At 47.2% G+C, this 23,892-nt stretch carries 19 protein-coding genes; 5 read left to right on the forward strand and 14 right to left on the reverse strand.

Annotated features, from left to right (window positions below):
* Positions 1–225: 225 nt before the first annotated feature.
* The 3 genes from HRM2_RS24190 to HRM2_RS27985 are packed head-to-tail and all read right to left on the reverse strand — an operon-like array spanning position 226 to position 1,641.
* Positions 226–813 carry an MFS transporter gene (locus tag HRM2_RS24190; protein ID WP_015906645.1) on the reverse strand — a complete coding sequence of 196 codons (588 nt, stop codon included), beginning with the start codon at positions 811–813 and terminating at the stop codon, positions 226–228.
* Between the two features lie 38 nt (positions 814–851).
* On the reverse strand, positions 852–1,127 hold the full coding sequence (locus HRM2_RS28410) for a diguanylate cyclase domain-containing protein (RefSeq protein WP_408605359.1): 276 nt from the start codon (positions 1,125–1,127) through the stop codon (positions 852–854).
* A complete protein-coding gene (locus HRM2_RS27985) occupies positions 1,060–1,641 on the reverse strand; it encodes a hypothetical protein (RefSeq protein ID WP_232364148.1) in 582 nt (193 codons plus the stop codon). The genes HRM2_RS28410 and HRM2_RS27985 overlap by 68 nt, the downstream gene beginning before the upstream one ends.
* A gap of 144 nt (positions 1,642–1,785) precedes the next feature.
* Between HRM2_RS27985 and HRM2_RS24200 the strand changes: the two genes are divergently transcribed.
* From HRM2_RS24200 to HRM2_RS24220, 5 genes are all read left to right on the forward strand, one after another.
* Complete coding sequence (locus HRM2_RS24200; RefSeq protein WP_041274322.1) at positions 1,786–1,995, forward strand: helix-turn-helix domain-containing protein; 210 nt, start codon at positions 1,786–1,788, stop codon at positions 1,993–1,995.
* Entirely contained in the window at positions 1,992–3,275 is a 1,284-nt protein-coding gene (locus HRM2_RS24205; protein ID WP_015906649.1) for a type II toxin-antitoxin system HipA family toxin, read from the forward strand. The genes HRM2_RS24200 and HRM2_RS24205 overlap by 4 nt, the downstream gene beginning before the upstream one ends.
* Before the next feature lie 11 nt (positions 3,276–3,286).
* Positions 3,287–3,598 (forward strand): Fic family protein, encoded by a 312-nt coding sequence (locus HRM2_RS28215; RefSeq protein ID WP_015906650.1) that lies wholly within the window; start codon positions 3,287–3,289, stop codon positions 3,596–3,598.
* A 399-nt stretch (positions 3,599–3,997) separates the two neighbouring features.
* Positions 3,998–4,333: a type II toxin-antitoxin system RelE/ParE family toxin gene (locus HRM2_RS24215; RefSeq protein WP_015906652.1), complete on the forward strand. Its 336-nt coding sequence runs from the start codon at positions 3,998–4,000 to the stop codon at positions 4,331–4,333.
* Between the two features lie 12 nt (positions 4,334–4,345).
* On the forward strand, positions 4,346–5,452 hold the full coding sequence (locus HRM2_RS24220; protein ID WP_015906653.1) for a helix-turn-helix domain-containing protein: 1,107 nt from the start codon (positions 4,346–4,348) through the stop codon (positions 5,450–5,452).
* Positions 5,453–5,693: 241 nt separating this feature from the next.
* On the opposite strand, the gene HRM2_RS24225 is transcribed toward HRM2_RS24220, so the two are convergent.
* The 11 genes from HRM2_RS24225 to HRM2_RS24275 all read right to left on the reverse strand — a co-directional run bounded on the left by HRM2_RS24225 (position 5,694) and on the right by HRM2_RS24275 (position 23,877).
* Positions 5,694–6,776: a DNA methyltransferase gene (locus HRM2_RS24225; protein WP_015906654.1), complete on the reverse strand. Its 1,083-nt coding sequence runs from the start codon at positions 6,774–6,776 to the stop codon at positions 5,694–5,696.
* Positions 6,777–7,073: 297 nt separating this feature from the next.
* Positions 7,074–8,741 carry an ATP-binding protein gene (locus tag HRM2_RS24230; protein ID WP_015906655.1) on the reverse strand — a complete coding sequence of 556 codons (1,668 nt, stop codon included), beginning with the start codon at positions 8,739–8,741 and terminating at the stop codon, positions 7,074–7,076.
* A 339-nt stretch (positions 8,742–9,080) separates the two neighbouring features.
* Positions 9,081–10,556: a protein kinase domain-containing protein gene (locus HRM2_RS24235; protein WP_015906656.1), complete on the reverse strand. Its 1,476-nt coding sequence runs from the start codon at positions 10,554–10,556 to the stop codon at positions 9,081–9,083.
* A gap of 1 nt (position 10,557) precedes the next feature.
* The gene (locus HRM2_RS24240; RefSeq protein ID WP_015906657.1) at positions 10,558–11,136 is read right to left on the reverse strand and encodes a hypothetical protein; all 579 of its coding nucleotides are present in this window, start codon (positions 11,134–11,136) and stop codon (positions 10,558–10,560) included.
* A complete protein-coding gene (locus tag HRM2_RS24245) occupies positions 11,129–12,748 on the reverse strand; it encodes an ATP-binding protein (protein WP_232364149.1) in 1,620 nt (539 codons plus the stop codon). Before HRM2_RS24245 ends, HRM2_RS24240 begins: the two co-directional genes overlap by 8 nt.
* Before the next feature lie 69 nt (positions 12,749–12,817).
* Positions 12,818–13,951: a hypothetical protein gene (locus HRM2_RS24250; protein WP_015906659.1), complete on the reverse strand. Its 1,134-nt coding sequence runs from the start codon at positions 13,949–13,951 to the stop codon at positions 12,818–12,820.
* Positions 13,951–14,814 carry a hypothetical protein gene (locus HRM2_RS24255; RefSeq protein ID WP_015906660.1) on the reverse strand — a complete coding sequence of 288 codons (864 nt, stop codon included), beginning with the start codon at positions 14,812–14,814 and terminating at the stop codon, positions 13,951–13,953. The genes HRM2_RS24250 and HRM2_RS24255 overlap by 1 nt, the downstream gene beginning before the upstream one ends.
* A gap of 1 nt (position 14,815) precedes the next feature.
* Positions 14,816–19,114, reverse strand: coding sequence for a hypothetical protein (locus HRM2_RS24260; RefSeq protein WP_015906661.1), 4,299 nt, complete (start codon positions 19,112–19,114; stop codon positions 14,816–14,818).
* Entirely contained in the window at positions 19,111–20,394 is a 1,284-nt protein-coding gene (locus tag HRM2_RS24265) for a hypothetical protein (RefSeq protein WP_015906662.1), read from the reverse strand. The genes HRM2_RS24260 and HRM2_RS24265 overlap by 4 nt, the downstream gene beginning before the upstream one ends.
* Entirely contained in the window at positions 20,384–22,315 is a 1,932-nt protein-coding gene (locus HRM2_RS24270) for an RNA-binding domain-containing protein (RefSeq protein WP_015906663.1), read from the reverse strand. Before HRM2_RS24270 ends, HRM2_RS24265 begins: the two co-directional genes overlap by 11 nt.
* Complete coding sequence (locus HRM2_RS24275) at positions 22,312–23,877, reverse strand: restriction endonuclease subunit S domain-containing protein (protein WP_232364150.1); 1,566 nt, start codon at positions 23,875–23,877, stop codon at positions 22,312–22,314. Before HRM2_RS24275 ends, HRM2_RS24270 begins: the two co-directional genes overlap by 4 nt.
* Positions 23,878–23,892: the final 15 nt, after the last annotated feature.

Consider the following 23,892-nt stretch of genomic DNA (forward strand, 5'->3'; position numbering starts at 1 on the left):
TAGTCGAAGGATGGCCTGTCTGTGTTCTCTCTTCATTCAGATCCATCCGTTGATTTCAGATTTAACCGAAACGTCTTTACAAAACCCTGATTTATTGGTGGTTTTTGAGATTTTTTTATGGCGTTACATTATTTTGTAAATTTGCTTATCTTTGATACTCAGACTAACTCATTCTATTTATTTAAAAATCGCTCAACAGGCAAAATTTGAGGATTCAAAAAACCGTTACATTATTTGAATCTGATCACCCGGCTGCTTTTCCTGCGCTTGTTTGGGATACTGCTCCGGCAAAAAGAAAAAGACCAGTAGCCAGACCGGCACCCCGAGTAGATAGATATAAAACGAAGCCCGCCAGCTGATGGATGCCAGGAGTCCTGACAGCAAGGTCGCGATGACGCCGCCAAGATTGGTGGATGCAGAAGCATACCCCATGGTCTTGGTTTTTTCATATCCTGACCACAAATCCGCGATGATCCCGGTGGACAGTGGCATGAGAATTCCCACCCCGATGCCGAGAATGGCACGCATGAATAGCAGAAACGGAATGGAATCGGCCATGCCTCCTCCGAACCCGCCAGCAATATAGAAGAAAATGCCGGTGTAGATTAGCCGTTTTCGGGGAACCCTGTTGCTGAGCATGCCGGTGAGCAGTGCCACCGGGATAATGCTCAAGGCCGGTGTGGTGAGCACCATCTTACCCAAAAGGGCTGATGCATCCGGGAAAAAAGCAATGATGTCTGCCATGGCCGGGGCCACAGCCGCACCGGACATTACTGTGAGCAATGAGAGGGAAAGCACGGCAATTCGAATCATTTAATCTCCTTTAGGATGAGGGATAGGTAACAACAATATCAACCGTTAATGTTCCTGTCCAAGCAACATGGTTCTTCCCGGTCAAGACAATATCCGTTTCGTCCCGCCTCCCTCACTTTGTACATTGCATTGTTTGCCTGTCCTACCAGGGTTTTTATTTCCCGCCCAGTTTCAGGATAGATCAATATTCCAATGCTTCCTCCAATATTTTCCGTCCAATCTTGGCCGATGTCAATTCCTTTTGTATCAGTGCCAAGAGCTTTTCTGCATGTCAGAAGTGACACGCGATGTCGATCCGGGGGCCGGAACGTCATCCACCCAAAGGCCCTCTTTCTGTGTAAATGCCATATCCTTATGTTGGAAGCTACCATCTTTATGGGGTAAGCTGCTGTGCCCCTTATGAGTCACCTCCGGAGCCAATGTATACGAACTCCAGCATCTTTTTTCCCTGATCGCCAAAAATCTTTTTTTGCGAATATCTATTGCCCTTTGAGCCTCCTCATGAAAAGTTGGTATCGGTTGAAAACACCCATTGTCAGGCAATTTTGCCTTTTCAGACGGGGGTGCTACGACATAAACCCCGGTCTTTTCAAGAACAGACCCATTACTATCGTGGTAGGCTTGGTCAGCTGTGATCAACTTCACATCAATGCCCAATGCCTGGGCAAGTTTAATCACTGGCGTTAAAAACAGGCTATCATGATGATTGGCTGCTCCAATAAGAGAAACCAATGGAAAACAGTGACCGGTTAAAGGATTAATTGCAGAAAGCGTATGCATGCGGTAACCAATAACATACTGTGATTTATCTCGTTTCTTTCTTTTCACCGCACGGTTAAATATGTTTGACAGAAAGTTATTTTAACCGTACAGTTAAAAAACTCGTTTTTTGTATAATTATACCGAACGGTTAAAAAAGGAAAGGCTTTGACAGACTTAAGATATCCCTACCTTGTTCGTCTACCCAACTATATGGGAAAAGCGATAAAAGATATCCGCAAGAAGAAAAATATGACCCAGGGAGATCTGGCCGATATCACCGGGACCAGCGTAAAATTTATTAGTGACGTCGAACGTGGGAAAGAAACAACTCAAATGGATAAAGTGTTTGATTTGGTGAGAGCTTTAGGCATTCAAATCTATTTGACCATAGATCCGTTTTTTCCAAAGGATAACAGATGAATAACAAAAACAGACTGTTAATTTTCTGGGATGAACAAATTGTTGGTACATTGGAACGGCATCAAAAGGGAAAAGTTGTATTCCAATATTCCCAGGGTTGGCTCGATAATGCTGGCCGTCCTATTTCTTTTTCCCTACCATGTAGCGAAAAGCAGTACCCACCTGCAGTCAGTACTGCTTTTTTTGAAAACTTGCTTCCAGAAAATAATGCCAGAACGATTCTGGCTTTCAATCATCGATTTGACAAAAAAGATACATTCGCCTTTCTTGAAAACTTTGGTGCGGATTGTGCTGGAGCCCTTTCAATTCTTCCTGATGGAGATAATATAGACTTTACACCCGGACAATACGAGTGCATCAATACAGAACTGATAGAAACCCTTGATAAGATAATGGCTGATCCAGGGAAATTTACGTTGTTTCCGGAAATGAAAAAAGCCAGGCTTTCGATTGCCGGGGCGCAGGATAAGCTTCCCATTTATTTTGAGGGCAATGACTTTTACCTGCCACTCACCTCCGGCTCTGCAACTACCCACATTCTAAAACCCGCAAATGCTGGCTTCCCAGACATTCAAAGGAATGAGACATTCTGCATGGACCTGGCTCAAAAAATAGGATTGCCCGTTCCCGAGTCGAGGCTGATTAAAATTGGTGCCCATGAACTTTTTGTCATAAATCGTTACGATCGAAAAAAAACAGAGAAAAAAGTTATACGTATCCATCAGGAAGATTTTTGCCAGGCCATGGGGTTACCGGCAGATAGAAAATATCAGGAAAGTGGTGGGCCAGGTTTTTTACAATGCAGAAGAATTGTTGATGAATTCCTTTTTAAACAAGGAACAGATGTCCGAACGAATTTTGCACGAATAATGACATTTAACTATTTGATTGGAAATCATGATGCACACGCAAAAAACTTTTCCATCCTCCATGGCAATGACCCAACATTCGCACCTTTTTATGATTTACTGTCCACGCAAGTTTATCCTTTGGACAATAAGTTTGCCATGGCTATAGGTAAAACGTATCGGCTTGAGAGGGTAAAGGAGCATTCATTAAAAGAATTCGCCCAGGACATCAATATCCGGCCTCAAAAACTTATTTCCTTGATGGATGAGATAAGGCAAGCAGTGAATAAAGTTTATCTTCCTTTGATTACTGAACATGAAAAAAAATATGGTGCGTCTAAAATTTATAATGACCTCATTAAGGTCATTACCGGTAATCTTGAACGTATCAATAAAATTTGCGATACTCAGGAGGATAAATTTTCTACTTAACCCCCTGGAATATGCCCCTCAAAAATAAAACCAAATTTCGGAACTGGACCCAGGCTGATCCAGCCAACAACCTTTTGGGACCAAGTCGGGACCAAGTTGAAATTTTGACCGTATGCAAGAGAGAACAGGCTATTCCAGATCTATTAACCATGGTAGGTAGAACGGGTCGGACCAAATTCCACACAGATCTTTTAAATCCCCTGCTTGGACAGGGGTTGGTGGAAATGACCATTCCGGACAAGCCCAAAAGCAGCAAACAGAGATACCGTATCACAGAAAAAGGGCACCGCTGTTTAACCAATTTAGGGGCTCGGAAATTTTAAAATATACCAATAGGGCGCTGGATTTTTGCTTGTCTTCAAGGCGCATCAATTGGAGCATATTGGAATATGTGCCAATTGATGCAACGAAGAAGACGAGTAAAAAGACAAGCCATATGGTAAATTTTATTTTTTCCGAGTCCCTTACCCTCTGACGAAATCTGATCAATCGAAAGATTGATAATATAAAGGTTGCGGAACAGGTAGGATTCATTAATGCAAATCCCAGCCGCCGTTACCTTTGCTTTTCAAGCAATTACAGGCAGTATGGCTCTGTCTATTTCTTCACGCATGGATTTATGCCGGTATGGGCTGGATGATGAGCTTATGATGTTGACATAATGAAGTTTTTATAAAAACATTAACACATCATGTTAACTTTTTTATTGACACAGGTGTTTTATGGATATATTCTTTAAGACAAAAAAGTTGCAAAAAATATGCTCAACAAAAAGAGCGGCAGTTAAAGAGCTTGGACCAAAGGGAGGCAAAAAGCTTATGCAAAGACTGTCAGAATTAAGTGCAGCTATAACATTAAGTGATATTTCCTACCTTCCACCTCCCCGCCTTCATGAACTTTCAGGAAATCGGAAAGGACAATTTTCTGTAGACCTTGATCATCCATACCGGTTGTTATTTATCCCAGCGAATGAATCAATTCCAATGAGGGACGATGGTGGGATGAATAAAGAAAAAATTGACCAGATTGAAATCTCTGAAATTGAAGACACCCACTAAAAAGGTGAAAATATGGTAAAAGCAAAAAAGCAATATGGTTTTAGCCCTGATTATGCCGTCTCGCCAGGGGAAACATTGAAAGAAACGGTAGAATTCAAAGGCATGACTCAAAAAGAATTATCCAAAAGAACAGGCTTGACCGTTCAGTCGATCAATCGAATATATAACGGTGATCAACCGATTAACTATGAAACTGCGAACAAGCTTGAGCTTGTCACAGGTGTTCCTGCAAGATTTTGGAATAATTTAGAATCAAAATATCGAGAACAGCTTGAAACAGTTAAAGAGCTGAAACGTTTAAATGCAGATATTGGCTGGCTTGAATCCATACCCGTTTCTGAACTAACAAAGAGAGGGTTGATTCAGAAATCAGACAAAAAAACACTACAATTAAGGGAAACGTTAAAATTTTTTGGAGTGAGTAGTGTTTCTTCATGGGAAGAAATATGGGTTGAACCAAAAGTTGCAACACGGCGTTCTCAATGCTTCGAATCTCGACCTGGACATGCAGCTACATGGATTCGAATTGGAGAAATTCTTGCAATGGATATCGAATGTAGATCCTTTGATAAGACTCTTTTTAAACAGGCGTTACAAAACATACGAAGTTTAACTCTCAAATCTCCTCGAGAGTTCATCCCTCAGATGATCCAAATATGTGCACAGGCAGGTGTCGCAATTTCGTTGGTACCGGAGATGCCAAAAGTGCCGTGGAGCGGCGCGACTAAATGGTTAACCCCTAAAAAGGCAATGATAATAATTAACCTCAGAGGGAAAAGTGAAGATAAATTCTGGTTTTCTTTTTTCCATGAAGCTGGCCATGTGATAAATGATAATAAAAAGTCTCTCTACATAAATGATCACAGCGATGATCCAGTTGAAAAAAGAGCCGATGAGTTTGCTGCAAACATTCTCTTTCCCGATGGCTGCAGGGACCAAATACCTTCCCTTACTACCAAGGTGCAAATAAAAAAATTTGCTAAAAAATTAAATTTAAGCCCTGGTATTGTTGCCGGGCAGTATCAATTTCTTACAGGTAACTGGTCCTGGTATAAAGATTTGATAAAAAAATTCGTTTGGGAAAACAACATATTAAAACAAAAAGAGCCCCTAAGTTAAGGGGCTCTTAACATCAAACTTTACATTTTGATCTCAGGTGTTCGTCAGAACGGTTACAAATACCTTACAAACCGCAATTAACTAATATGCCAATAATAGGTCATCCCAAACAGTAAATTTCTAATATTTGTAAAATTTATTGTAAATATTGTCTTCAATTAAAGCCAAACTTTTTACATTTTGGCCCAAAACTTATAGGACCTGTTGAGACACAAGATTCATAGCTAATCCACAATTGCTTTTAACAATTGTCACCACCAGCAAAAGCCAACCATTCATCCTTCTTGGCACTAATTGAAAGCCCTGAGCAGGCAACATTTAATTCTGGAAAAACCCTGTAACCTCCGGCATCGGGATAAGACCAGGCGGTGAGTGCCAAGGCAAAGGCGGCCAACTCCACACAACGCTGATCCAGCTCAAGACCATGGAGATTATCCCTTAACACCGCATCCACAGCCGCTTTGGCTGACAATTCTTCCAGTTCCATGCGCATGGGCACCAGCATCAAAAAGGCAGCCACCAGAAAATGGCCCGACCCGCAACAGGGATCAAGGGTTTTAAGTTCAGCCAAAGTTTTCGGCCAAGCGTCAAAGGTTCCTGCTGCCGGAGCCCATGCACCATCTTCATCCTGTACAAATCGCAGATACGCCAGGGGCACGCCATCAAGGGATGCTTTATGACGAAGCGCTTCTTCGCTTTCAGCCGTTTTTAAATCATTTTCGGTCAGCCGTTTACCTGCCCACCATGCCCCAAGGGAGTTATCCAACAGAAAGCTGACCATATAAGGCTCGGTAAAAAGCTGGGTAACGGCGGGCAGTTCCCGGGCGCCTATCTTCACCTCGGAGCTATTCACCTCGTCTTTTCGCTTTGTCTGCCATAATTGATACACCCAGCCCAGGGAATCAGATGCTAAGAAGACCTCCGGTTCAAGCTCTGCCAACAGGCGTTCCAAGCGTTGCTGATGCTCCGGCGGCAGAATCAACTCAAAGGAGGGAGAATCAGGCCTGAAGATCTGGGGCAACATCCGGGCCGCATAACGGGCCGCAAGTTCCCAGCCGTTTTTTGCACCTTCGTCCCCGGCAAGAGCCTCACACTCTTCCAAGGTGACCGCAACCGGATCATCAGGATCGGGATACATGAGCAGATTGTTCTCTGCCAGAAACCGGGCAAAGAGCATGCGGTGCCAGTGCTCGTAGGCAACCTCTTCAACCAGCCGATCCATCTCCTGTTTTTGTGTTTTGGCGCTTCTGACATCCCCCAGCTGACGGCCGTACACACGAAGTCTGCGGCGAAGGTTCCGGTCATCCTCGCTTAAATAGTCCAATGGCTTGGCACTCTCAACTCCTATCTACTGGAGCGACGCCCTGGCCGCACTTCGGCAATGTCACGGGCTTTCTTTATGGTACCCTCAAGTCTATTTCGTAAGGTTTTATCTAAAGGATGTATTCTAAAATCCTATTCCCATATAACCGGCATGGCCGGAGCATGGTATCTGTCATAGCCACAACGAATGATGAAACGTCTCTGATTGCAATGCTTCGGTACGCGTTTCATATAAAAAATTAGCCAAAACGCATTTATTACGCAGCGCTCGCAAAATACGTGCGCGCTCGTATTTTGGTTACCTCCGCTCATAAAAGGTTCCCTTGCCCCGCCCTTTGGGCTGAATCGTCCCGGCTTCCGACATTTTTTTCAGCAACCGGCTGGCCTGGAAAGGACTGATCTTGCATAGATCCGCCACATCCGCCCGTTTTATGGAACCATGGACATCAATATATTTAAGCACCATCTGCTCCTGCTGAATTCGATCGAAACCTGCCTGACGAACATAGGCAGATTTATCTCCTGTCTGCTGATAAACTTTTGCACTGAGCATATAGGTGCGTCCGCGGCCGACGCCATGGGCTTCAACCATTCCGGCCTCACAAAGTTTTTCGATGATGCTGCGAATAGCGGCTTCAGGCTTTTGAGTGGCTTTCACAAAATCCGTTGTGGTGAGACGCCGCTCTTCACAAAGTCGGGCAAGAATGATCAGACTGTCAATGGGCATCACACCGGATTTTTCTTCGTGCTCCAAAATCATTTTCAAGAAATCAAGGTCGGCATTTGCATTGAACATTTGAACCATGACGGTAAAGGAATCAGACATGGTATAATCCGGCGCAGGTTTGCCGTAACGAAGCATTCCCTCAAAAATGCGATCAATACCGCGGCCGGTACGCTCGGCCAGGCCAACCCGTTTGATGATATCTGCAAGCAGGGGATTACGGGAACGGGGGGCCACAACCAGGAGATTTTCCAGGGTAACGCCTTCGACAAATCCGCCGGGGCTTGAGATGGAGAGTCCATGCTCATCTATCCGTACATGCACCGCACCAAGCCTTGCAAAGTCGCGATGAACAAGCGCATTGACAAAGGCTTCGCGAAAGGCCCGACGATCATAGTTTGGAATCGGGACCCTGAACAGTCCAACCTGGATCTCCTCTTCCTCAACCCGCGCCTTAAAAAGCTGTTCCACATCTTCAAACGTCTGCAAAAGCGATTTGCGAAAAAATTCATTCACGCGGACATTGGTGCCATGCAGAACTTGAAAGGCCACTTCATGGGCAGGAAGCAATCTGCGTATATCCGTTTCTTTTCCCAGCAAAAGTAATCCTGCAACCGTTGGCCTGGCCACACCATCAACAAGGGTTGACAACCCCAGCGCCCCGTCCAGCTCATTATCAGCCAGGGGTAACAAAGATTGGTCCCCCCCGTACCGGCGAATGGCTTCCCGCAACCGATGGCGCTCCAATGGATTTAAATCTTCTGCCAATAATTCAGGAACCATTGCCGCACTTGGGTCCAACAGCCCCATGGAAGATTGACGCTGGATAAATTCGTGGGGATAAAAAGGAACGGCTTCAGGGGTGCCATCAAGTTTCAAACGACGTCTCAACAAAAGCCCATCAGACGTAGAAACCAAACCTCTTGATTTGGGAACAACAATCCGGGCTATTTTCACGCCTCCGATCTCGATGGCTTCAACCATTACCGATAGGGACGGAGTGGTTCTATTTGCAATCAATGCGGGAAGGCCTGCCGTATTTTGATGGTTGGGATGCAATCCTGTAACGGCACCATCGTCTTCGACCCCCAGCAAAAGGTTCCCTCCTTCGGTATTTGCAAGGGAAACCACCGCAGCAATAAGATCACGATCGGGCAAAGACTTGAGATCACTCTTAAACTCAAGCGCCAGGCTCTCTCCCTTCTTGAGTGCTTCATCTAATTCGAGTTTATTTATGTTCATTCACGGCTCCTTCTTCAATGGGGCACCATGTTTCATACCATAACCGGTCCGTTTTTCAATTTTTCAATTAAAATCTTTCGTGATTTTGCAAGCCAGGCTTCCACATCTGATTCGTTTTTAAAGGTCTGATTCGGCAATTTCACCGACTGGATTTCCAGTTCCATCATCCTTGCAGCAGCCAATATACCTGATCAAACCGAGAAGGCATGGCAGCAACCCTATCCTTGAATGCCGATAAAAAGATGGAATCCAAGGTATTTATAAAAACGGTTAAGGTGACCGAATATAACCTTTTCGATTACAAAAGCCCCGTATTCACGGGGCTTATAAAATTAAATATTACCAAAGCCCCAAGGCCTCATACCTAACCCTTTTATCATTCAGCTTTGCATCATTTTTCACAAACCTCAGTGCCGCCCGAAGATAACCGGACGCACCTTCATAATCGCGAAGCTGCTCACACACCTGAACGAGCCTGTTAAGAATCTGAATCTGACCTGGATTCTGTTTATTCATGCCCTCCAAAACACCCTTGGCTTTTTCATATTGGGCCTGCATTCCCAGAGTTGATGCATAAATCAAATTCAATTCAAAACCATTGCCATCAAGTTCGAAAGCTTTCTCCAGCAAGGGCTGTATATCATCTACTTGGTGCAGTTTCAGCATGGTTTTAAGTGCAATGAGACGAATCGTTTTACCATCATCGCCGTCAAGGTTTAACACATCTGGAGTATTGGTAAGCTCTTGCTGTAAATCATAAAACCTTTCCGCCTGATATAATGCATCCAGCAATTGCAGGAGTGCCGCTACTTCAGGGGTATTCAGATAAGCCTGCCGGGCTGCCTTTACAGCCTTTTCATACTCCCCGTTACCCAACTGCTTTATAATGTCGGTGGCCCAGTCCACTTCTGACTGGGGTAGAGACTGAAACTGCAGCGCTGGTGAATATTCAAGCTGAGCAAACTTGGCTCTATTAAACGCCACCTTAAAATCATCAATGGAGTTGAAACGATCTTCCGGCTTCTTTGCCAACGCTTTGAGAATGACATCTTCCAATGCCCGACAGAGACCTGAATTGACCTCCTTTGGTTTTGGAAAGGGTGCATATGTCCTGACCTGATTTTGGGTATTATGGGGCAATCGTGACGTCATCAGCTGATACAACAGCACCCCCAGACTATAAATATCCCCCCTTAGCAATTCTTCAAATTTACCTTTCCGGCTTATGCAATCAGCAAATTCAGGTGCCGCATACAGCACGGTTCCACCGTTTTCCCGGGTACGAACATAAATCTCTTCGGGCAATGCTGAGCTGCCAAAATCCGTCAATTTGATCAGATCGCCCTGGCCGATCAGGATATTGTGCGGTTTAATATCCCCATGGGAAACGGGTGGAGATAACGAAGCAAGATGGCCCACGGCATTTAAAACCTGGCTGAAAATGTTCAGCAATCGTTCATAGGTGCCGCTGAAATTTCGAGCCCGATGTTCCAGTTTCTGGGCAAGACTTTCACTGGGAAAATACTCCATCTCTATGGCAAACCACTCTTTTTCAGGTGGCACTCTTCCCATATCGAAAATCTGAATGAGATTTTCATGGGGTGTTGTACCAATCAACTCCTTACCTTCAACCAGCAACCGATCTTCTTTTACGAGTTGTTTGGGAATTTTAACCGCAACGGTTGCTCCGTCGGCCAGACGTTCAGCACGCCATACCCAGCCGTGACTGCCATCCCCAAGGCACTCCAGTAACAAATAGCGATCCCCCAGTTTTTTGTTGGTGCCTGGCAGGTAATGTGCCGAATGTATATTCATATTATGCCTCAAACAAGATGCGATCTAATTTTAGTTTTTTATCTTGTAGCTGTTGCTGGAAACAGAACCGTGAAAAAAGAAACTTTGCACCAGGGTTGCCATTGACCCTGGTGCCTTTTTGATTTTTAAACCCTTGATGAATCATTGTGCAAAAGTTTCTATGATCAGGAACAGACACCATCCCCTTACTCCATGATGCCAGTATCAGCACCTGGGGATGACCTCCCCATCGTTGATTGGCTTCAAGTAAATGTTCAGCCTTCTCACCCATCTTTTGCCGACCTTTTTCCGTCCCGTCATAACGTTCAAACTCAATGACAACCACAGGCAGTCCCGTAGTCTTATCAAACCAGACCGAATCAGAGCGAATATCATCGGCAAACGCAGCAAACGGTGCTGGACATTCAGCCACAGCCATAAACCCCAATTCATGGCCCAGGGTATTCCAGGCACTCACTCCCAGGCTGTGAACCATGACATCCTGATCTTCAACGCCCCACTCACAAAGCATGGGAAATGCGTTTGAAACAAAATTAGCAATGGACATCTTATTTTGGATCAACAAAGCCATTTTATTCATTAAAGCAATCCCACACCTTCAGTACATCAGGTGATTCACCACCATGCACCAGGGCTTTAACCCCCACTTTAACCAATAACGGTGCCGGTATGGAACGACCACAAACAAGGGCCTCCCCCGTTGACAGATTCGGCAGTTCATCCAGATCCGCCTTACTGACCATATCAGAAGCTTTGGCTATGAACCGCTGGTCATCCGGATTCTTTAAACGCATGGTGATCAAAGTATTGCATTGGGAGGTTACATCGGCATCAAGCTTTGAAGGACGCTGGCTGACGATACCAAATCCAACACCAAATTTGCGCCCCTCCCCGGCAATTTTTTTAATGATCCGATGACTGACCGCCTTTCCTCCGGCAGGTGCAAAGCTATGCCCTTCCTCATAAATCAGAAAGCAGGGTCGTAAGGGATCTGTTTTACTGGATGCTGCACGCAGTATTTCACTGGATAAAAGCCCGCACACCACCTGTTTTGCGGTGTCACTGAGCCCTTGAAGATCAACCACCGCCAATCGCCCTTTTTTATTACCCGGTCGACCAACCATCTGGTAAATATCGGTGGGTTCGGCCATGGTAGCAGAATAAAAACTCTGGGCCTCGTTCAAAACCCGGCTTAATTTCATGGAAGCAACAGCCGCACTGCGGCCATTCAATGCTTTGGCCTCGGCATCTGAAAGATCATCCCACCCTTTAATTTCCTCAAGACCATCCCCCAGGAAATAACGCAACCGGTTAATGTCCCTGGGTTCCTGCCTGTCTGCATGGCGCCAGTAACGAATCGCAACATCCAAGACCCGTTGCTGGGGTTCTGTCAAGCCCGGTAAAATTTCAGCCACATCATCCATTTCAAAACGATCAAACTGGAGGGCCAGACAATGATTTTTACCGGCATATTTGTGTCGGAAGGACTCGTGTTGGGGCGTGTAAACCTGAATCCCCGCACCGACCTCCTGCAATCGTTCAATCATGTTTTTGATCTGGGGCAATGTCTTTTGATCACGCAGATCTTCCACCTGTTCTATCTCGTCGGAAAAATGAAGCTTTCCCTTGGCCAGGGCCTTTCCGTATTCCCCATGGGGATCGAAAACTACAACCGACCCGTTATTCAGCGCCACCAGGCGCTCAATAATCCGGCCAACGGTATAGGATTTTCCAGAACCGGTCATGGCCAATACGGCCAGGTGTTCGGTGACCATCTTATTTACATCAAGAAACACAGGCACGGTATTTTCACCACGCTCATACCCCACCAGATTGCCAAGGTGCAAGCTTACGTGTTCATTAAATTCATAGAAATCGCATAAAAATTGATAATCCACCGTTTCAACCCGGGCACCCGGATCAAGGGGCCTGCGGGGTATTTTGATCTGTCTGGACACAGGATCCCGATACCCCACCAGCTCAAGCTGTGCAAAGATGTTTTCACCCGTGACGTTGGCACCGGGCATAAGTTCCAACTCTGTCACACCCTCTCCAAAACCCGCATTGTAAAGCATGTTGGAGCGGTGAATCCCTGTTACACGTCCAAGCACGGCAACGCTCTGTTCATCAATCCGCTCCTTGTGCATAATCCTTACAAATTCACCCCTTCGGACGGAGAACGAATTTTTCATGACCATGGTCAGTTTATGTGAGTCCCCTGTATTTCCGACCAGCGTACCTAAAACCTGATATTGCATAATCTATTCTCCATCTAAACCCGATATCCAGGTTTCTTCAATGTCGTTTCTTTTCAGCGCATCCGTGATTCCCCGGCGATAATACTTAACGAAGTCATTCAGCAATTTCAACTGTTGTTGCCCCAACAGTTGTGGCAACGGCAGTGCATTACTTCTATTCTGCATGTCCAGGACCATCAGTTTCCAGGCCACACTATCCAGCAAAGCACCTGACCATTCAGGCTCGTCACCGGCAAGCTGTACCATCTTAATCTGGCTGCTCTGCCCGCCTTTGTAGTGAAATCCAACAACCCCATGGTCAACCGCTCCTGCCGGTTCCATTCGGGAACGATTCGCCGTCATTCTAAAAGCAATGGTTCGGGTAAACCCCGTTAAGATACCGTTAATGAATCGGGTATCACCTATTCCTGAAAGTTTTTCATCTAAATTTTGCAGCGGTGCAGCTTTCTCGAAATCAAACCCGTCACTTTGCAACAAATGTTTACGGCCTTCATCGCTTCTAAGATCCTGCCTTGCAATACTGACAACGGCACTGAAACGCTCGGCTAGAAGACTTGCAAGCACGGGTCCGTTAGGATTCCAGGGAAACAACATTCCACGATAATCATCCCAAAAATTTCCAATGGTTTTCCTGGTTTTCTCATACTCGGCCCAGTGCTTAATGTTCCGCTTCAACGGAATCATCTCACGGCTGATAAAAAGGGGCGTATCCAGCAGAATCAATTGGGATGGAGACTCATTTTTCAGCATCCGTTCAACCAGGGCATAGGCATGCCGCATCTCCACCAGGTCCAGCCGTTTTCGTTGGGCTTCAAAGTCGATATCATCCAGCTCAGATACGGAATCCGAGCCACAGGTGGAAACTTGATTCTGATCGATCCGCATATCCGTACGAACCGCCGCAGAACCAAAAATAAAGCCTCCCAATGCTTTGATAACAGAAGATTTGGTGGTAATGCCGGATACACTTAAATCCATTATGGCAGGACGTTCAACGCCCTTTACCAATCCTGCCCGTTTAAACAGGGGCGCAACGGATTCAATATCCCGGATCTGTTTCAATAACCGCCCGGCACTTCCCGGCATTCTGATCTGACTTTCAATGGCAAGGGTTTGTGCAAGTTGTGCCGATTTCATTAAGAAACCTCCTTCATCTGCTGGGCATGACCCCACCAGGGACATTCTTGTAATTGTGCCAGCCCAAGCTCGGTGAGCGCTCCCTTTTGCAGGGCACCCGCCTTTTCCAGACGATTGTAACTTGTGGTCAGCCAATCCAGATCAAAAGAAAACAATGGTACTATTTGACTGCCCAGTTTTTCGGCAAGTGCTTTTGGCGTTGTTGTCTGCCACGCGTAAACGCATGACAACACACTGTAATCCTGGGGTTCCAGAATATTGAAAACCGCCTTATCTTCAACACCCCCCTTGGATTCAGAGGCGTTTCCGGCATGTTCATGCAATCGTCCCAGCCATTTTCTCAGTTTATCCCCTGCGTCCATTAAAGAGATGGACCATAGGGGTAAGGTGGTTGCACAAAACACCCCCGACCCGGAATGCCGCTTGTTAAAAAGGGTGTTAAACGTGTAATCCGTCCATTGATGATTCAAATGATAGCCCGGGGTCCGATCAAAAACCGGAAATTTACTCTGCAGCAAAAAGGTCACTTCACTGGCCACCATCTGGGCAACACTGTTTTTTTCAGCCTTAAGATCATCTCCGGAAAAGGCAAGGGACCAATCTACCCCCTCACCCACTTGCCCTGCCTGGAAAGGAGGAATCAACAAGAGCGTCCTTCCGGGTTGTTTGCACCACTCCTGCCACTTTTTCTGTTTCTCGTGTTTTGCCTGCTGATACTCCTGGCCGAACATCAGACACATGCCTTTTTCCGGAAGGAGATCCCCGGCAAGTTCAGCATCAAGCAGTTGAACAAGAATACGACTGCGCCGGTGGGTGGCAAGCGAGCCCGCCAGATATAAGATCGGATATATGGAACCTTCCATCTCAGCCTCCAAATGCCACTTTTACGCGAAGAAATCCGCGATTGACCAATGCCGTTTGTTCTTCAACGCTCAACCCAGGTTCATTACCGCTTAACAGCAAACGGGCGATATCCAGCCAGCGTTCAACAGTGACCCCGGTACCGTTCAAAATATCAGAGGCCTGTTTATGCAGGTTATCCAGCCGTACATTAACGGCCATTTCAATCTCAAGAAGCGTCAAACCGGCTGTTTCAGCATCCTGCATCAATGGGATATCCCTGTTTCTGGACGCTTTGAAAAGCGGTTTAAGCTGTTCCACAAACTCGCTGTTGGCCCGTTTCATCTGCTTTCTTTGATAGGCATCAATCTTTAATTCAATGGTGTTGATCTGACCCGATATCCCCGCCAGGGTGGACTGGATGGGTTTCATCAATCGATCCGGAATATCTTTGATGGCAGAAAAATTACCTTTCCGTGCCTGGGTAATAAACCTGCTGCGTTCTTCATCCACCTTTTCATCAAGATCTTTGAAACTGTCGTCAATAAAAATCAATTTGTTGTTTAATTCAGCCAGTTCTCCCACCTGTTCCGGATAGGGATAATCTGCAGGGGGCGGATCAACTTTTTTCAACAGTGCACCGACCTTAACATTTGACCGTTCAAGGGATGAGCGCTGTACCTGGTAACGCTGCTTGAAATTCCGGAAACAAGCGATCACATACCCTTCAATTTCAGAAAGCGGTTTCATCTGGTCGGTTGCCAGATCATAACCGACTTCATGGCTCAAGAGTTCCAGACGCTCGGTTGCTTTATCCATACGAAGATCACGCAAATAGTGCAAAAGGGTATCACTGCTTGAGCCGGTTTCGCCTTTGGCGGTCTCACCATCTGTGGATTTTCGCAATACACCGTCAAAAATATGGGTAATGCTTGCAAGGGAAAGGGTAAACAAACGTTGGGGAAAGGGCGGGGCAGCCCCAGGATCCTTGTGAATCTCTTCGATCAAGGCCTGCACCTGATCTCCCACACGCCGGTCACAAAGCTCGACACGCTGGGCAAACAGCCGTGCCTTCTCAATACGATTGTGGAGTGACTGGGTGCGATCCTCCAGATTTACCGTCTTAAAGTTATCAAGCGTTACCCGGGGAAAATCACGACTGTAGACAGCGGCTGCATATTTTAAAACAATACCCCGGGCTTTAACGACCTTGGCCAGGGGCGTTGCAGCTCTCTCAGGGGACAAACTGCCAAGTTCCTGCTCTTCCAGGCACTTCAGCAGGTCAAACTCTTTGCGTGCACGTTCCAGATCTTCAAGGGCATGGGTGGTCTGCGTGCCTTCCTGTATGGAACCTCTGGGGGCAAAAAGCCCGCGAATTCGATTGCTGCCGTAGACCTTCTCCAGTTGATTTACAATGGCCTTATACCCCTCGGTGCTGTCGCCGTCCAACCAGTTCTCAGCTTCGGTCACGGCGTTTTCAAGGCCTGCCCGGTTAACAGTTATCCACTCGCCTTCTTTTACGGCGTTCATCTGGGGTTTCAGCAAATTGATTTCAGAGGCTAACCACATCCAGTCATCAAATACATTTTTTGCATTTAATCCCGTTGCAGACCACAAATATCCCCAATACCATTCCTGTTGCGCTTTTTTATAATCCCAACTCTGGGATTTTGCAGGATTGGCAATGCGGGCAAGAAAAGTGGGAAAACTTGCCTGGGCCTGGGTGGGCGAGGCAAGATGATTGAACAAACCTGCCTGTTCATCCTGTTCATACCCCTGGGTATACAGGGTCGGATCAATCTGCAACCGGCCCAATAATGCGCTTAACGCCTCGACGTCCACACCTTGTTCCCCGTGATCTGCGGTAAGCCCATACAAACCGCCAAGTTTTGGCTCATCAATACACAAAAGCCGCCATGCAGCGGCCAGCAACCGTCGATCATTTGAATTTATTTTGGCCGTGGGACGCAAAGGCCATGCAATCAGGCCCCGCCGGGACAACTCCTGGCGCCATTGATGAATCGCCTTGTAGGCAAAATCACGAATGTTATTCAGGCGGTTTTTAAACTTGCTTGTAAAGACACTCTCTTTTAACTCAAAACCGGCCATGTATTCAGGCAATAAACCGATGCGCTCCACCACATCCACTTCACTGCTGTTAAGGTGGTAGAGTAAAATATCATCCCTGAGGGTTTCATGGCTCAACCCCTTTACGTAATAGTCATTCACACCAATGGATGCCGTAAAAGCCATGACCGGAATACGACCGGCATCCCCTTTGATCTGGGCCACCTGATCGTGTAGTTCATCAAGTTGATCCTTGGTATCGACCCAGGCAAACCAGGCCTGCCTTTTGGGATGCAGTTTCAACCCATCACAATGCATGAGTCCGCCTGTTCTACCGTTTGCCCTGGGTGATGTCAAAATGGTCAGCCCGACCTTGTTTGGCCATGGCAGATCCGCATATTCCCAGTTTCTGTCCAGCAAACGGTAAAGGCCGGTCAACCGGGTGCGGCAAACCATATTTTTATTGGCACCGACACTTTTAGCCTCTTTTTTATACGCCTCCATTGCCTGGCTGTGTTTGTCGGAATGGGCAGGATCCCTGAAAATCATTGAATTTTGCTGTTGGCTGCGATACCGCAGGTCCAAACGCAGCAGCATGGCCACACTTGGCCCGATATGGGTGGCTTCATGGGGTTCCAGCTGTTTTTCAGGACCAAAAAACTTCTGCCACAGGGCGTCGGCCGCATACTCTGCTGCGGGATGGTTGTACAAAAGCTGTACCAGGTGCTTGAATTCGCCCTGTTCCAGGGGGACCAGCAACACATCCGGTTCCCGTTCATGGATGGCAAAGGTCTGCAAATTTTCAAGCAGTCCTTCAAGACTTAAACCCTGATCCACACTGGGATAAAACCACTCCTCCTTGTCCCGCTGAAATTTTGCCGTCACAAGGGCATTGCGGCAGTCAAGACGATCCCAGGTGACTTTTCGGTACAGGCTTGCCACAGGCTCGTCATATTCATTCTGATGATCGGTCAGTTTCCGTGTCAAATCACCGGCCTTGGCCAGGGGGAGGGGAAGCTGGCCAAACAGCAGGCTGCGGGCTGCTTCAAGCAACGCACGATCACTGGTGTTGATGCCCTCAATGGCTTTGTAATCCAGGATATAGCGGGCCACACGTCCACTGCTTTTGAGCAGGGCATCAAACAACTCACCCACCCCAGGCACGGGTTTGCCCGAATTGATGTAATCATCCAGCAGAACATCCACATTGGCCATGATCACATTGAACCAGCCAAAATTTGCCCCGCTCATGGCATAGGCTGCTTCCACCAATCCCGGAGGGTAGCGGTGTCTCAGCTTCCGCTGTTCCCCCAGTTTTTTGACATAATCGGCCACATCGGCAAATGCGTTGTTTTCAAGCTCCACCAGTTCAAAACGCCTTGCAGTGGACTGAATTTCCCTCAATTGCTGGCCCAGCAAGGGGGAACACAGGGCCACATAACGAAGCCAGGGCAGTTTGCGTCTGGGATCTTCCTCTTTGATGGCCTTGCCGATGAGGCGAATGGCCTGGCCGTCCAGCCGCTTGGCTTCATCCTGCTCAAGGCCGAAGGTGGCGGCTTCAGCCACTGTTTCAAGCTCATCCAGGACCACCAGAATATAATCTATGCCAAATTTATGGAGATAAGCGTAAGCCGCCTGAACAAGTTCCGTCACCAGATTGGCATCATAGTAAAGGTCCTCTTCACTATGACCGGCATCAAGTTGCATCACATGGGCAAGGGTTTCCGGCTCAAACCCCATGGGGCTCAATCGGCGCAGGGCCTGTTTTGCGATCTCACTCTGGATGGAATCGTCAAATTTTTTCGTGGCAAGGGGTAAAAGCGCCTTGTACAAACCAAAACCAAACCAGTTATCCGAGTTCTGATAATCCGAAGCCACCTGTGAATATCGGATATAAAGGGCCAGATAGCCATCCCGGCCGGCGTCATCGTCAAACAGGGCCGCATCTTCAAGAATCCGATGGCTGTTTCGCACATACCAGCCCTGGGAGCAGTCGTTTGTCTGGGAAACAAGCTCATGTCCCAGGCGGGATTTACCCCGTCCCCATTCACCAATGACGGCAAAGACATGGGCAAAGTTGTCGGAATCCTGATCAACCGTTCGGATAAACTGGCGGTATTGATGAAAAAAACGGCTCTGGCCCACAAGGGGATCACGGGGAGGATAATCCGACACACCGGTTGCTGCCCAGGTATGCAGATTAATGGCAAGATCGATTATTTCATATGAAACAGCAGCCTCTTTTATCTCTTTCACAGTACACCGCCTCGGATCAAAGTTAATGTTCGCTCGTTCATGCCCACACCGCTCTTTTCCCGTTGCCACGCCTCAGCCAGGGGTCTGAATTCCTGCCATATTGTTCTGCCATAGCGCTGGAAAATCCTGCTTCCCAGACGCCGGTAGCAGAGATCCGCAAAATCAGGATCAATCCGATAATACCCCTGCTCTTCGGACAGGCCGTCGTAATACCGCCACACCCGATGGGTCAACAGTGCCTGCACCACAGGCCTCATAAGGGTGTCAAGTTCATCCACAGTCGGTGCTGCCGGAAAAAGATATATGGATCGGCTCTCCAGAAAACGAACGATCAACCCGGCCAATGTGCCGCACAGCACCTCATTTTCATCTTTATCCACCACAAGGAGCTGAATCCGGGTCGGAAAAAAAGGATTCTGCCCGCCGGGAAGTTCCAGCAAAATTCCCCCCTGCTGTTCTGCGGCCCAACTGTCCTGGGCATAGATCAGGCAGGTGAGCAGAAACGCCCAGGGATTGGCCAGCACCCAGGCAAGGGCTCCCATTTCATGGGTTTCCTGGATAGCTCCTTTATTTTCAATAACACCGGTGAGCAGAAAATCCCCGGCTATCATCTGATTCAGCATGGGACCGCCACGCAATGCATTTCCATCGTCTGCCTGGGGCAATCCCAGCAAACGTCCCCTGCACCAGTTGATGTCCGGTCGCAGGCCCGTAGGATCCACCGGTTTCAGCGCCGTAAGCGGATTGCTTTGAAATGACTTTAACCAGGCTGCCGCAGACAACACCCGGCACAAAACAGGCGTTGCCGGAGCAAGTTCTGCAACCGACCCCAAAAGCTGTCTCTCCAGGTCCCCCCAGGGTGTGGCAGCAAGTTTTGCCCCGGGTAACGATGCTTCAACCCAGGATGCGGCTTCACCCAATTGGGTCACCAATTGAACCAGAACTTCGGACGCTTTCAGCCCGGAGGCCTCTTTCACACGGGCCGCAATGATTGACAGCCACGGCGACCGGATCCCAACAGCCGTTGCCAAAATGGCTGCCACCGCCTCGTTGTCCGTTGCCACCCGTTGACGCAGGGCCAGCAGGGGCTTGGCTGCAATCCACTGGAAAGGGGAGGTGGGGCTTTCCTCCATGGATGCCGGACAGGCCGGGGCCGCAATGCCAGAAAGAAGTGTTTTTAACTGTTCGGCAAGGGATCTCTGTTCCACACGGCAAACCCCTTTTATGAACAGTTGTTTTAGTCTCTGCACCGTCGCAAGCCATGGTTCCTCAGCTCCCATGGTTTTCTCCTTTGTCTGCCGTTACTGCTGCCTGATAGGCCTGGGCCGGGTGGGTGGGCTGGTCGGGGAACCGCAACACAAGCTTTCCCTGACTGACCAGCTTTGAAAGATGATTTTTCAAGGTTTTCATCTTCCGGTTCAACATATCAGCAAGCTCCTGGGGCATCACATACCTGTTTTCACACAAAATCAGAATCGCCTCCTCCATTTTGTCCGGGGTACTGCGTTGGCGGTTCCTGATCTCCCGAACAATATCAGGTAATGTGGCGTCAGTATCAATTGCAGGAGCTTCAGGCGGCAAAACGTCCTCTCCCTGTGAGGTCTCGGCCGCCTTATGTTGGGAGCTATCGTCCTTATGGGGTAAGCTGCCGTCCTTATGGGGTAAGCTGCCGTCCTTATGGGGTAAGCTGCTGCGCCCCCTATGCGTCCCCTCCGGTGCCAAGGTATAGGAACTCCAGCGTCTTTTCTCCTTTACCGTCAGAAATCCTTTTTTAACAAGGGTTTTAAGAAGGAAGGTCAGGTCCCGGGGATGCTGATCCGTGAGTTCCTGAAGCCGGTCGTTGGTAACGCTTCCTTCAAGAATGGCCGTAGCTATGGCCAGGCGTCCATTTTCATCGAGCAAATGCATTTTCTGGGGAAATCGTCGTTCCATCTCAATGGTCACCTCGGGTGGAAAAAGACTGATGGTTGTCAGACGCAGGCAAACCTCTTCCTGTTCGGTATTTTCCTCCAAAGCCGGGGCGCGCCAATCCTGCTCCCGCCAGGCCTGAAGTATTTTTGGAAAACCGGACCCTGCCTTTTCACCGGCACCGATCATCTGGAACATCTGCTGCAGCGAAGGATTGCGGCAGTCGCTTTTACCCCCGGAACGAACCTGTTCAGCCGGCAGACGCAGACGCCCGGGATTATGAAATTCAAACCCATGGGGCAGACGAAAAATTCTGATGCCTCCCCGCCCCTGGTAATCGGCATGGATCAGGGTATTGACAGTGGCCTCGCGCAAGGCCTCATGCTGGGGCGTTTCGTCCCTGCGAAACAGGTCCGGTCCCATCTTAAACGGAATTTGAAGACCGTCCCGCAATTTGGGGATCACTTTGCGGTAAAACTCAAAGAGATTACCGGCCCAAAGCCCGTCAAGGGTTACCCGGTCCAGCCACCGGGGGGCATTGGATATGTCAGTTGAAGGAAGATGGCGATAATCAAGATGAAAGTAGGGAAAATGATCAAGGATACTTCGCTGGCGGCCGAACATAAGCAGCCCTGCCAGGGTCAGCCCTTCATCGCCCGTGGAGCGGTCCATGGCCCAGCCCCCGAGTTGCCGCAGCATCTCCCGGTCATCTCCGGCCATGAATGGATGCCCCGGCAGATTGCTTTTAAAAAGATTCCTAAAGGCGGCAAGACTGTCCAGCTCCAGGTCATTGAGGCTGAAATGCTTGAGGATTTCACTGTCCGGAGGACGTTCGGAAGCGTCGGAAAACATCCGCCGGATGCTCTCTTCCGTGGCATGGCGGTCCCCTTCATGGGTGCGGACATAGGTCCCCCGAAGGGGATTGTTATTGATATAAACCGGCCGCTGTCGACGATCGGCCCGGGGAATCCGCAACAGCAGAAGGGTTTTTCCCTCTATTTCATGATGTTCCACCCGGTCACGAGTCAACAAATCGCAGCTGACCTTTTCCCTGTTGGCAAGGCAATTCCACAGATCTCGCTCGACCTTTTCCACATTGCTCAACCCCTTGACTTCAAAACTGCCATCCGCCCTTTCTTTTACGCCCAGAAGGATTAGACCGCCATGGGTATTGGCCATAGCGCTGTAGGTTTCCCACAGGGATTTAGGTAACTCTCCTGTACCATCCCTGCCCGTTGCCAGCTTGGCTTCAAAGTCCCAGCCTTCCCGGAGGGTGTCAAGGTCAAGGGTCATGGTTTTTCCTCCAAGGGTTCTTCCGCCTTTTCCAGGAGTTCATAGAGTTGATCCAGATCAGGGAACAGGGGAGCACCCGCTTTATCGTCAATCCCCTTTAGTGTTAATCGGCTTAGGATTTGACGATCAAGGGTGTTGTCCCCTCGTTCTAAAGCCTGCTGGGCGTTGATGATTTCCTGTTCGGTTAGTTTGTTTTCGATAAGGGCTTCTACAAGCAGCTTAGCTGACAGAATTAATGAACTTGAAATCTTTTTTGAGATACTCTGAGACAAGCATAAATCAGCAACTTTTTCTTCTTTAAGCAATCTTGGAATTATTAATTGAGCAATCCATTCTTGTGTAATATGTGGCTGAGCAACACCTGTAGCAAAGCTCTTTACCTGAATTTGAACAGACTTATGATTTAATATAAATTGAAGATAATATGGATTTATCTCCACATTGTCTAATATCCTCAATCTTGCGACTGTTGATCCCACAGCCATGCGATTAGTTAAGGCCGGTATTACAACCGCTTTGCCAATTGTCCCATCTTTTGAAAATGCTATGTCGCCTTCTCGCACATGAATTTGTGGTTGCTCCAGATATTTATGTTCTGCAATACATACAAGTTTATCTGTTTCAATAACCCCATCGTTAAATTCAATACCTCGGAGAAGCCATGGTCCCGTTTTTTGATAATATTCTGTCGTAAGACCTTTCCAACCAATCATTGCAGAAATAGAGACTAACTTAGAAAGTTCTTCTCTTATCACATCATGTTTTCTGAAATGTCTTAATAAGGCAATCCTTTGTGGTGAATTAAATTTCAGGTCAAGTCTGATTTGAAGTTCTTCTGAAGAAATTCTATTAAAAGTTGAAGTGTTTTGAATATTATTGTCCCATTTTAACTCACCTGTAACCAGATTTTCCGCTTTATTTTTACATTTTCTTTCCCACGCTCTTAACGTTTCGGCCTGACGGACTTTGTTACCGATGTATTTTTGAGAAAAATCTTCTATGGTAATTACAGGTACTGTTCTAATTCGTGCCATATTGACAGTTGGTTGTGCTGAAATAGTCTTTTCTCTATCAAGAATTGATTGACCATAATATGAATTCAAAAAAGACGTTATAAAAAAAGGATCATCTTTATGAATTGTTATCTTACAAACATTAGGCCCTAAATGTAGTAAGCCTTTGTTTGCCGGAACAACAGCTGCTCTCCGATACTGTCCAGTATATGACAAAACAATTTCTCCATGCGAAAGACTCGACCTTTTTAAGGCAAAATGTGTATTTCGTGAGATAAAAATTGTGTTGGTTAAATCAAGATTATTTTCTTGAACATTTTGACTCATTACACAAGGAACTTCCCTTGAAAAATTATCATTCTCTGTAAAATATTTTGTAAATTCAAATCCAGAAAGTTTTGTCACATCGGCAATACGACCTAAAGGACTTGATCCAAAGCTAATTACACGAGCATAATTTTCTAAATGCATTGATTTGTAGTAACAAGCATCAACTCTTTCTTCAACAAAAGAAGACGCTACGTTAACAATGCTCGGATTTGAATTCATTATTTTATAACTACG

Source organism: Desulforapulum autotrophicum HRM2 (assembly GCF_000020365.1).
In the GTDB taxonomy this organism is placed as follows: domain Bacteria; phylum Desulfobacterota; class Desulfobacteria; order Desulfobacterales; family Desulfobacteraceae; genus Desulforapulum; species Desulforapulum autotrophicum.

Excerpts from the sequence above, each read along its gene's own strand:
- HRM2_RS24190 (WP_015906645.1), bottom strand. The coding sequence starts at position 813 with ATGATTCGAATTGCCGTGCTTTCCCTCTCATTGCTCACAGTAATGTCC.
- HRM2_RS24275 (WP_232364150.1), bottom strand. The coding sequence starts at position 23,877 with ATGAATTCAAATCCGAGCATTGTTAACGTAGCGTCTTCTTTTGTTGAA.
- HRM2_RS24235 (WP_015906656.1), bottom strand. The coding sequence starts at position 10,556 with ATGAATATACATTCGGCACATTACCTGCCAGGCACCAACAAAAAACTG.
- HRM2_RS24230 (WP_015906655.1), bottom strand. The coding sequence starts at position 8,741 with ATGAACATAAATAAACTCGAATTAGATGAAGCACTCAAGAAGGGAGAG.
- HRM2_RS28215 (WP_015906650.1), top strand. The coding sequence starts at position 3,287 with ATGCCCCTCAAAAATAAAACCAAATTTCGGAACTGGACCCAGGCTGAT.
- HRM2_RS24265 (WP_015906662.1), bottom strand. The coding sequence starts at position 20,394 with ATGGGAGCTGAGGAACCATGGCTTGCGACGGTGCAGAGACTAAAACAA.
- HRM2_RS28410 (WP_408605359.1), bottom strand. The coding sequence starts at position 1,127 with ATGACGTTCCGGCCCCCGGATCGACATCGCGTGTCACTTCTGACATGC.
- HRM2_RS24200 (WP_041274322.1), top strand. The coding sequence starts at position 1,786 with ATGGGAAAAGCGATAAAAGATATCCGCAAGAAGAAAAATATGACCCAG.
- HRM2_RS24245 (WP_232364149.1), bottom strand. The coding sequence starts at position 12,748 with ATGAAAAATTCGTTCTCCGTCCGAAGGGGTGAATTTGTAAGGATTATG.
- HRM2_RS24255 (WP_015906660.1), bottom strand. The coding sequence starts at position 14,814 with ATGGAAGGTTCCATATATCCGATCTTATATCTGGCGGGCTCGCTTGCC.
- HRM2_RS24220 (WP_015906653.1), top strand. The coding sequence starts at position 4,346 with ATGGTAAAAGCAAAAAAGCAATATGGTTTTAGCCCTGATTATGCCGTC.
- HRM2_RS24240 (WP_015906657.1), bottom strand. The coding sequence starts at position 11,136 with ATGAATAAAATGGCTTTGTTGATCCAAAATAAGATGTCCATTGCTAAT.
- HRM2_RS24250 (WP_015906659.1), bottom strand. The coding sequence starts at position 13,951 with ATGAAATCGGCACAACTTGCACAAACCCTTGCCATTGAAAGTCAGATC.
- HRM2_RS24270 (WP_015906663.1), bottom strand. The coding sequence starts at position 22,315 with ATGACCCTTGACCTTGACACCCTCCGGGAAGGCTGGGACTTTGAAGCC.
- HRM2_RS24215 (WP_015906652.1), top strand. The coding sequence starts at position 3,998 with ATGGATATATTCTTTAAGACAAAAAAGTTGCAAAAAATATGCTCAACA.
- HRM2_RS24205 (WP_015906649.1), top strand. The coding sequence starts at position 1,992 with ATGAATAACAAAAACAGACTGTTAATTTTCTGGGATGAACAAATTGTT.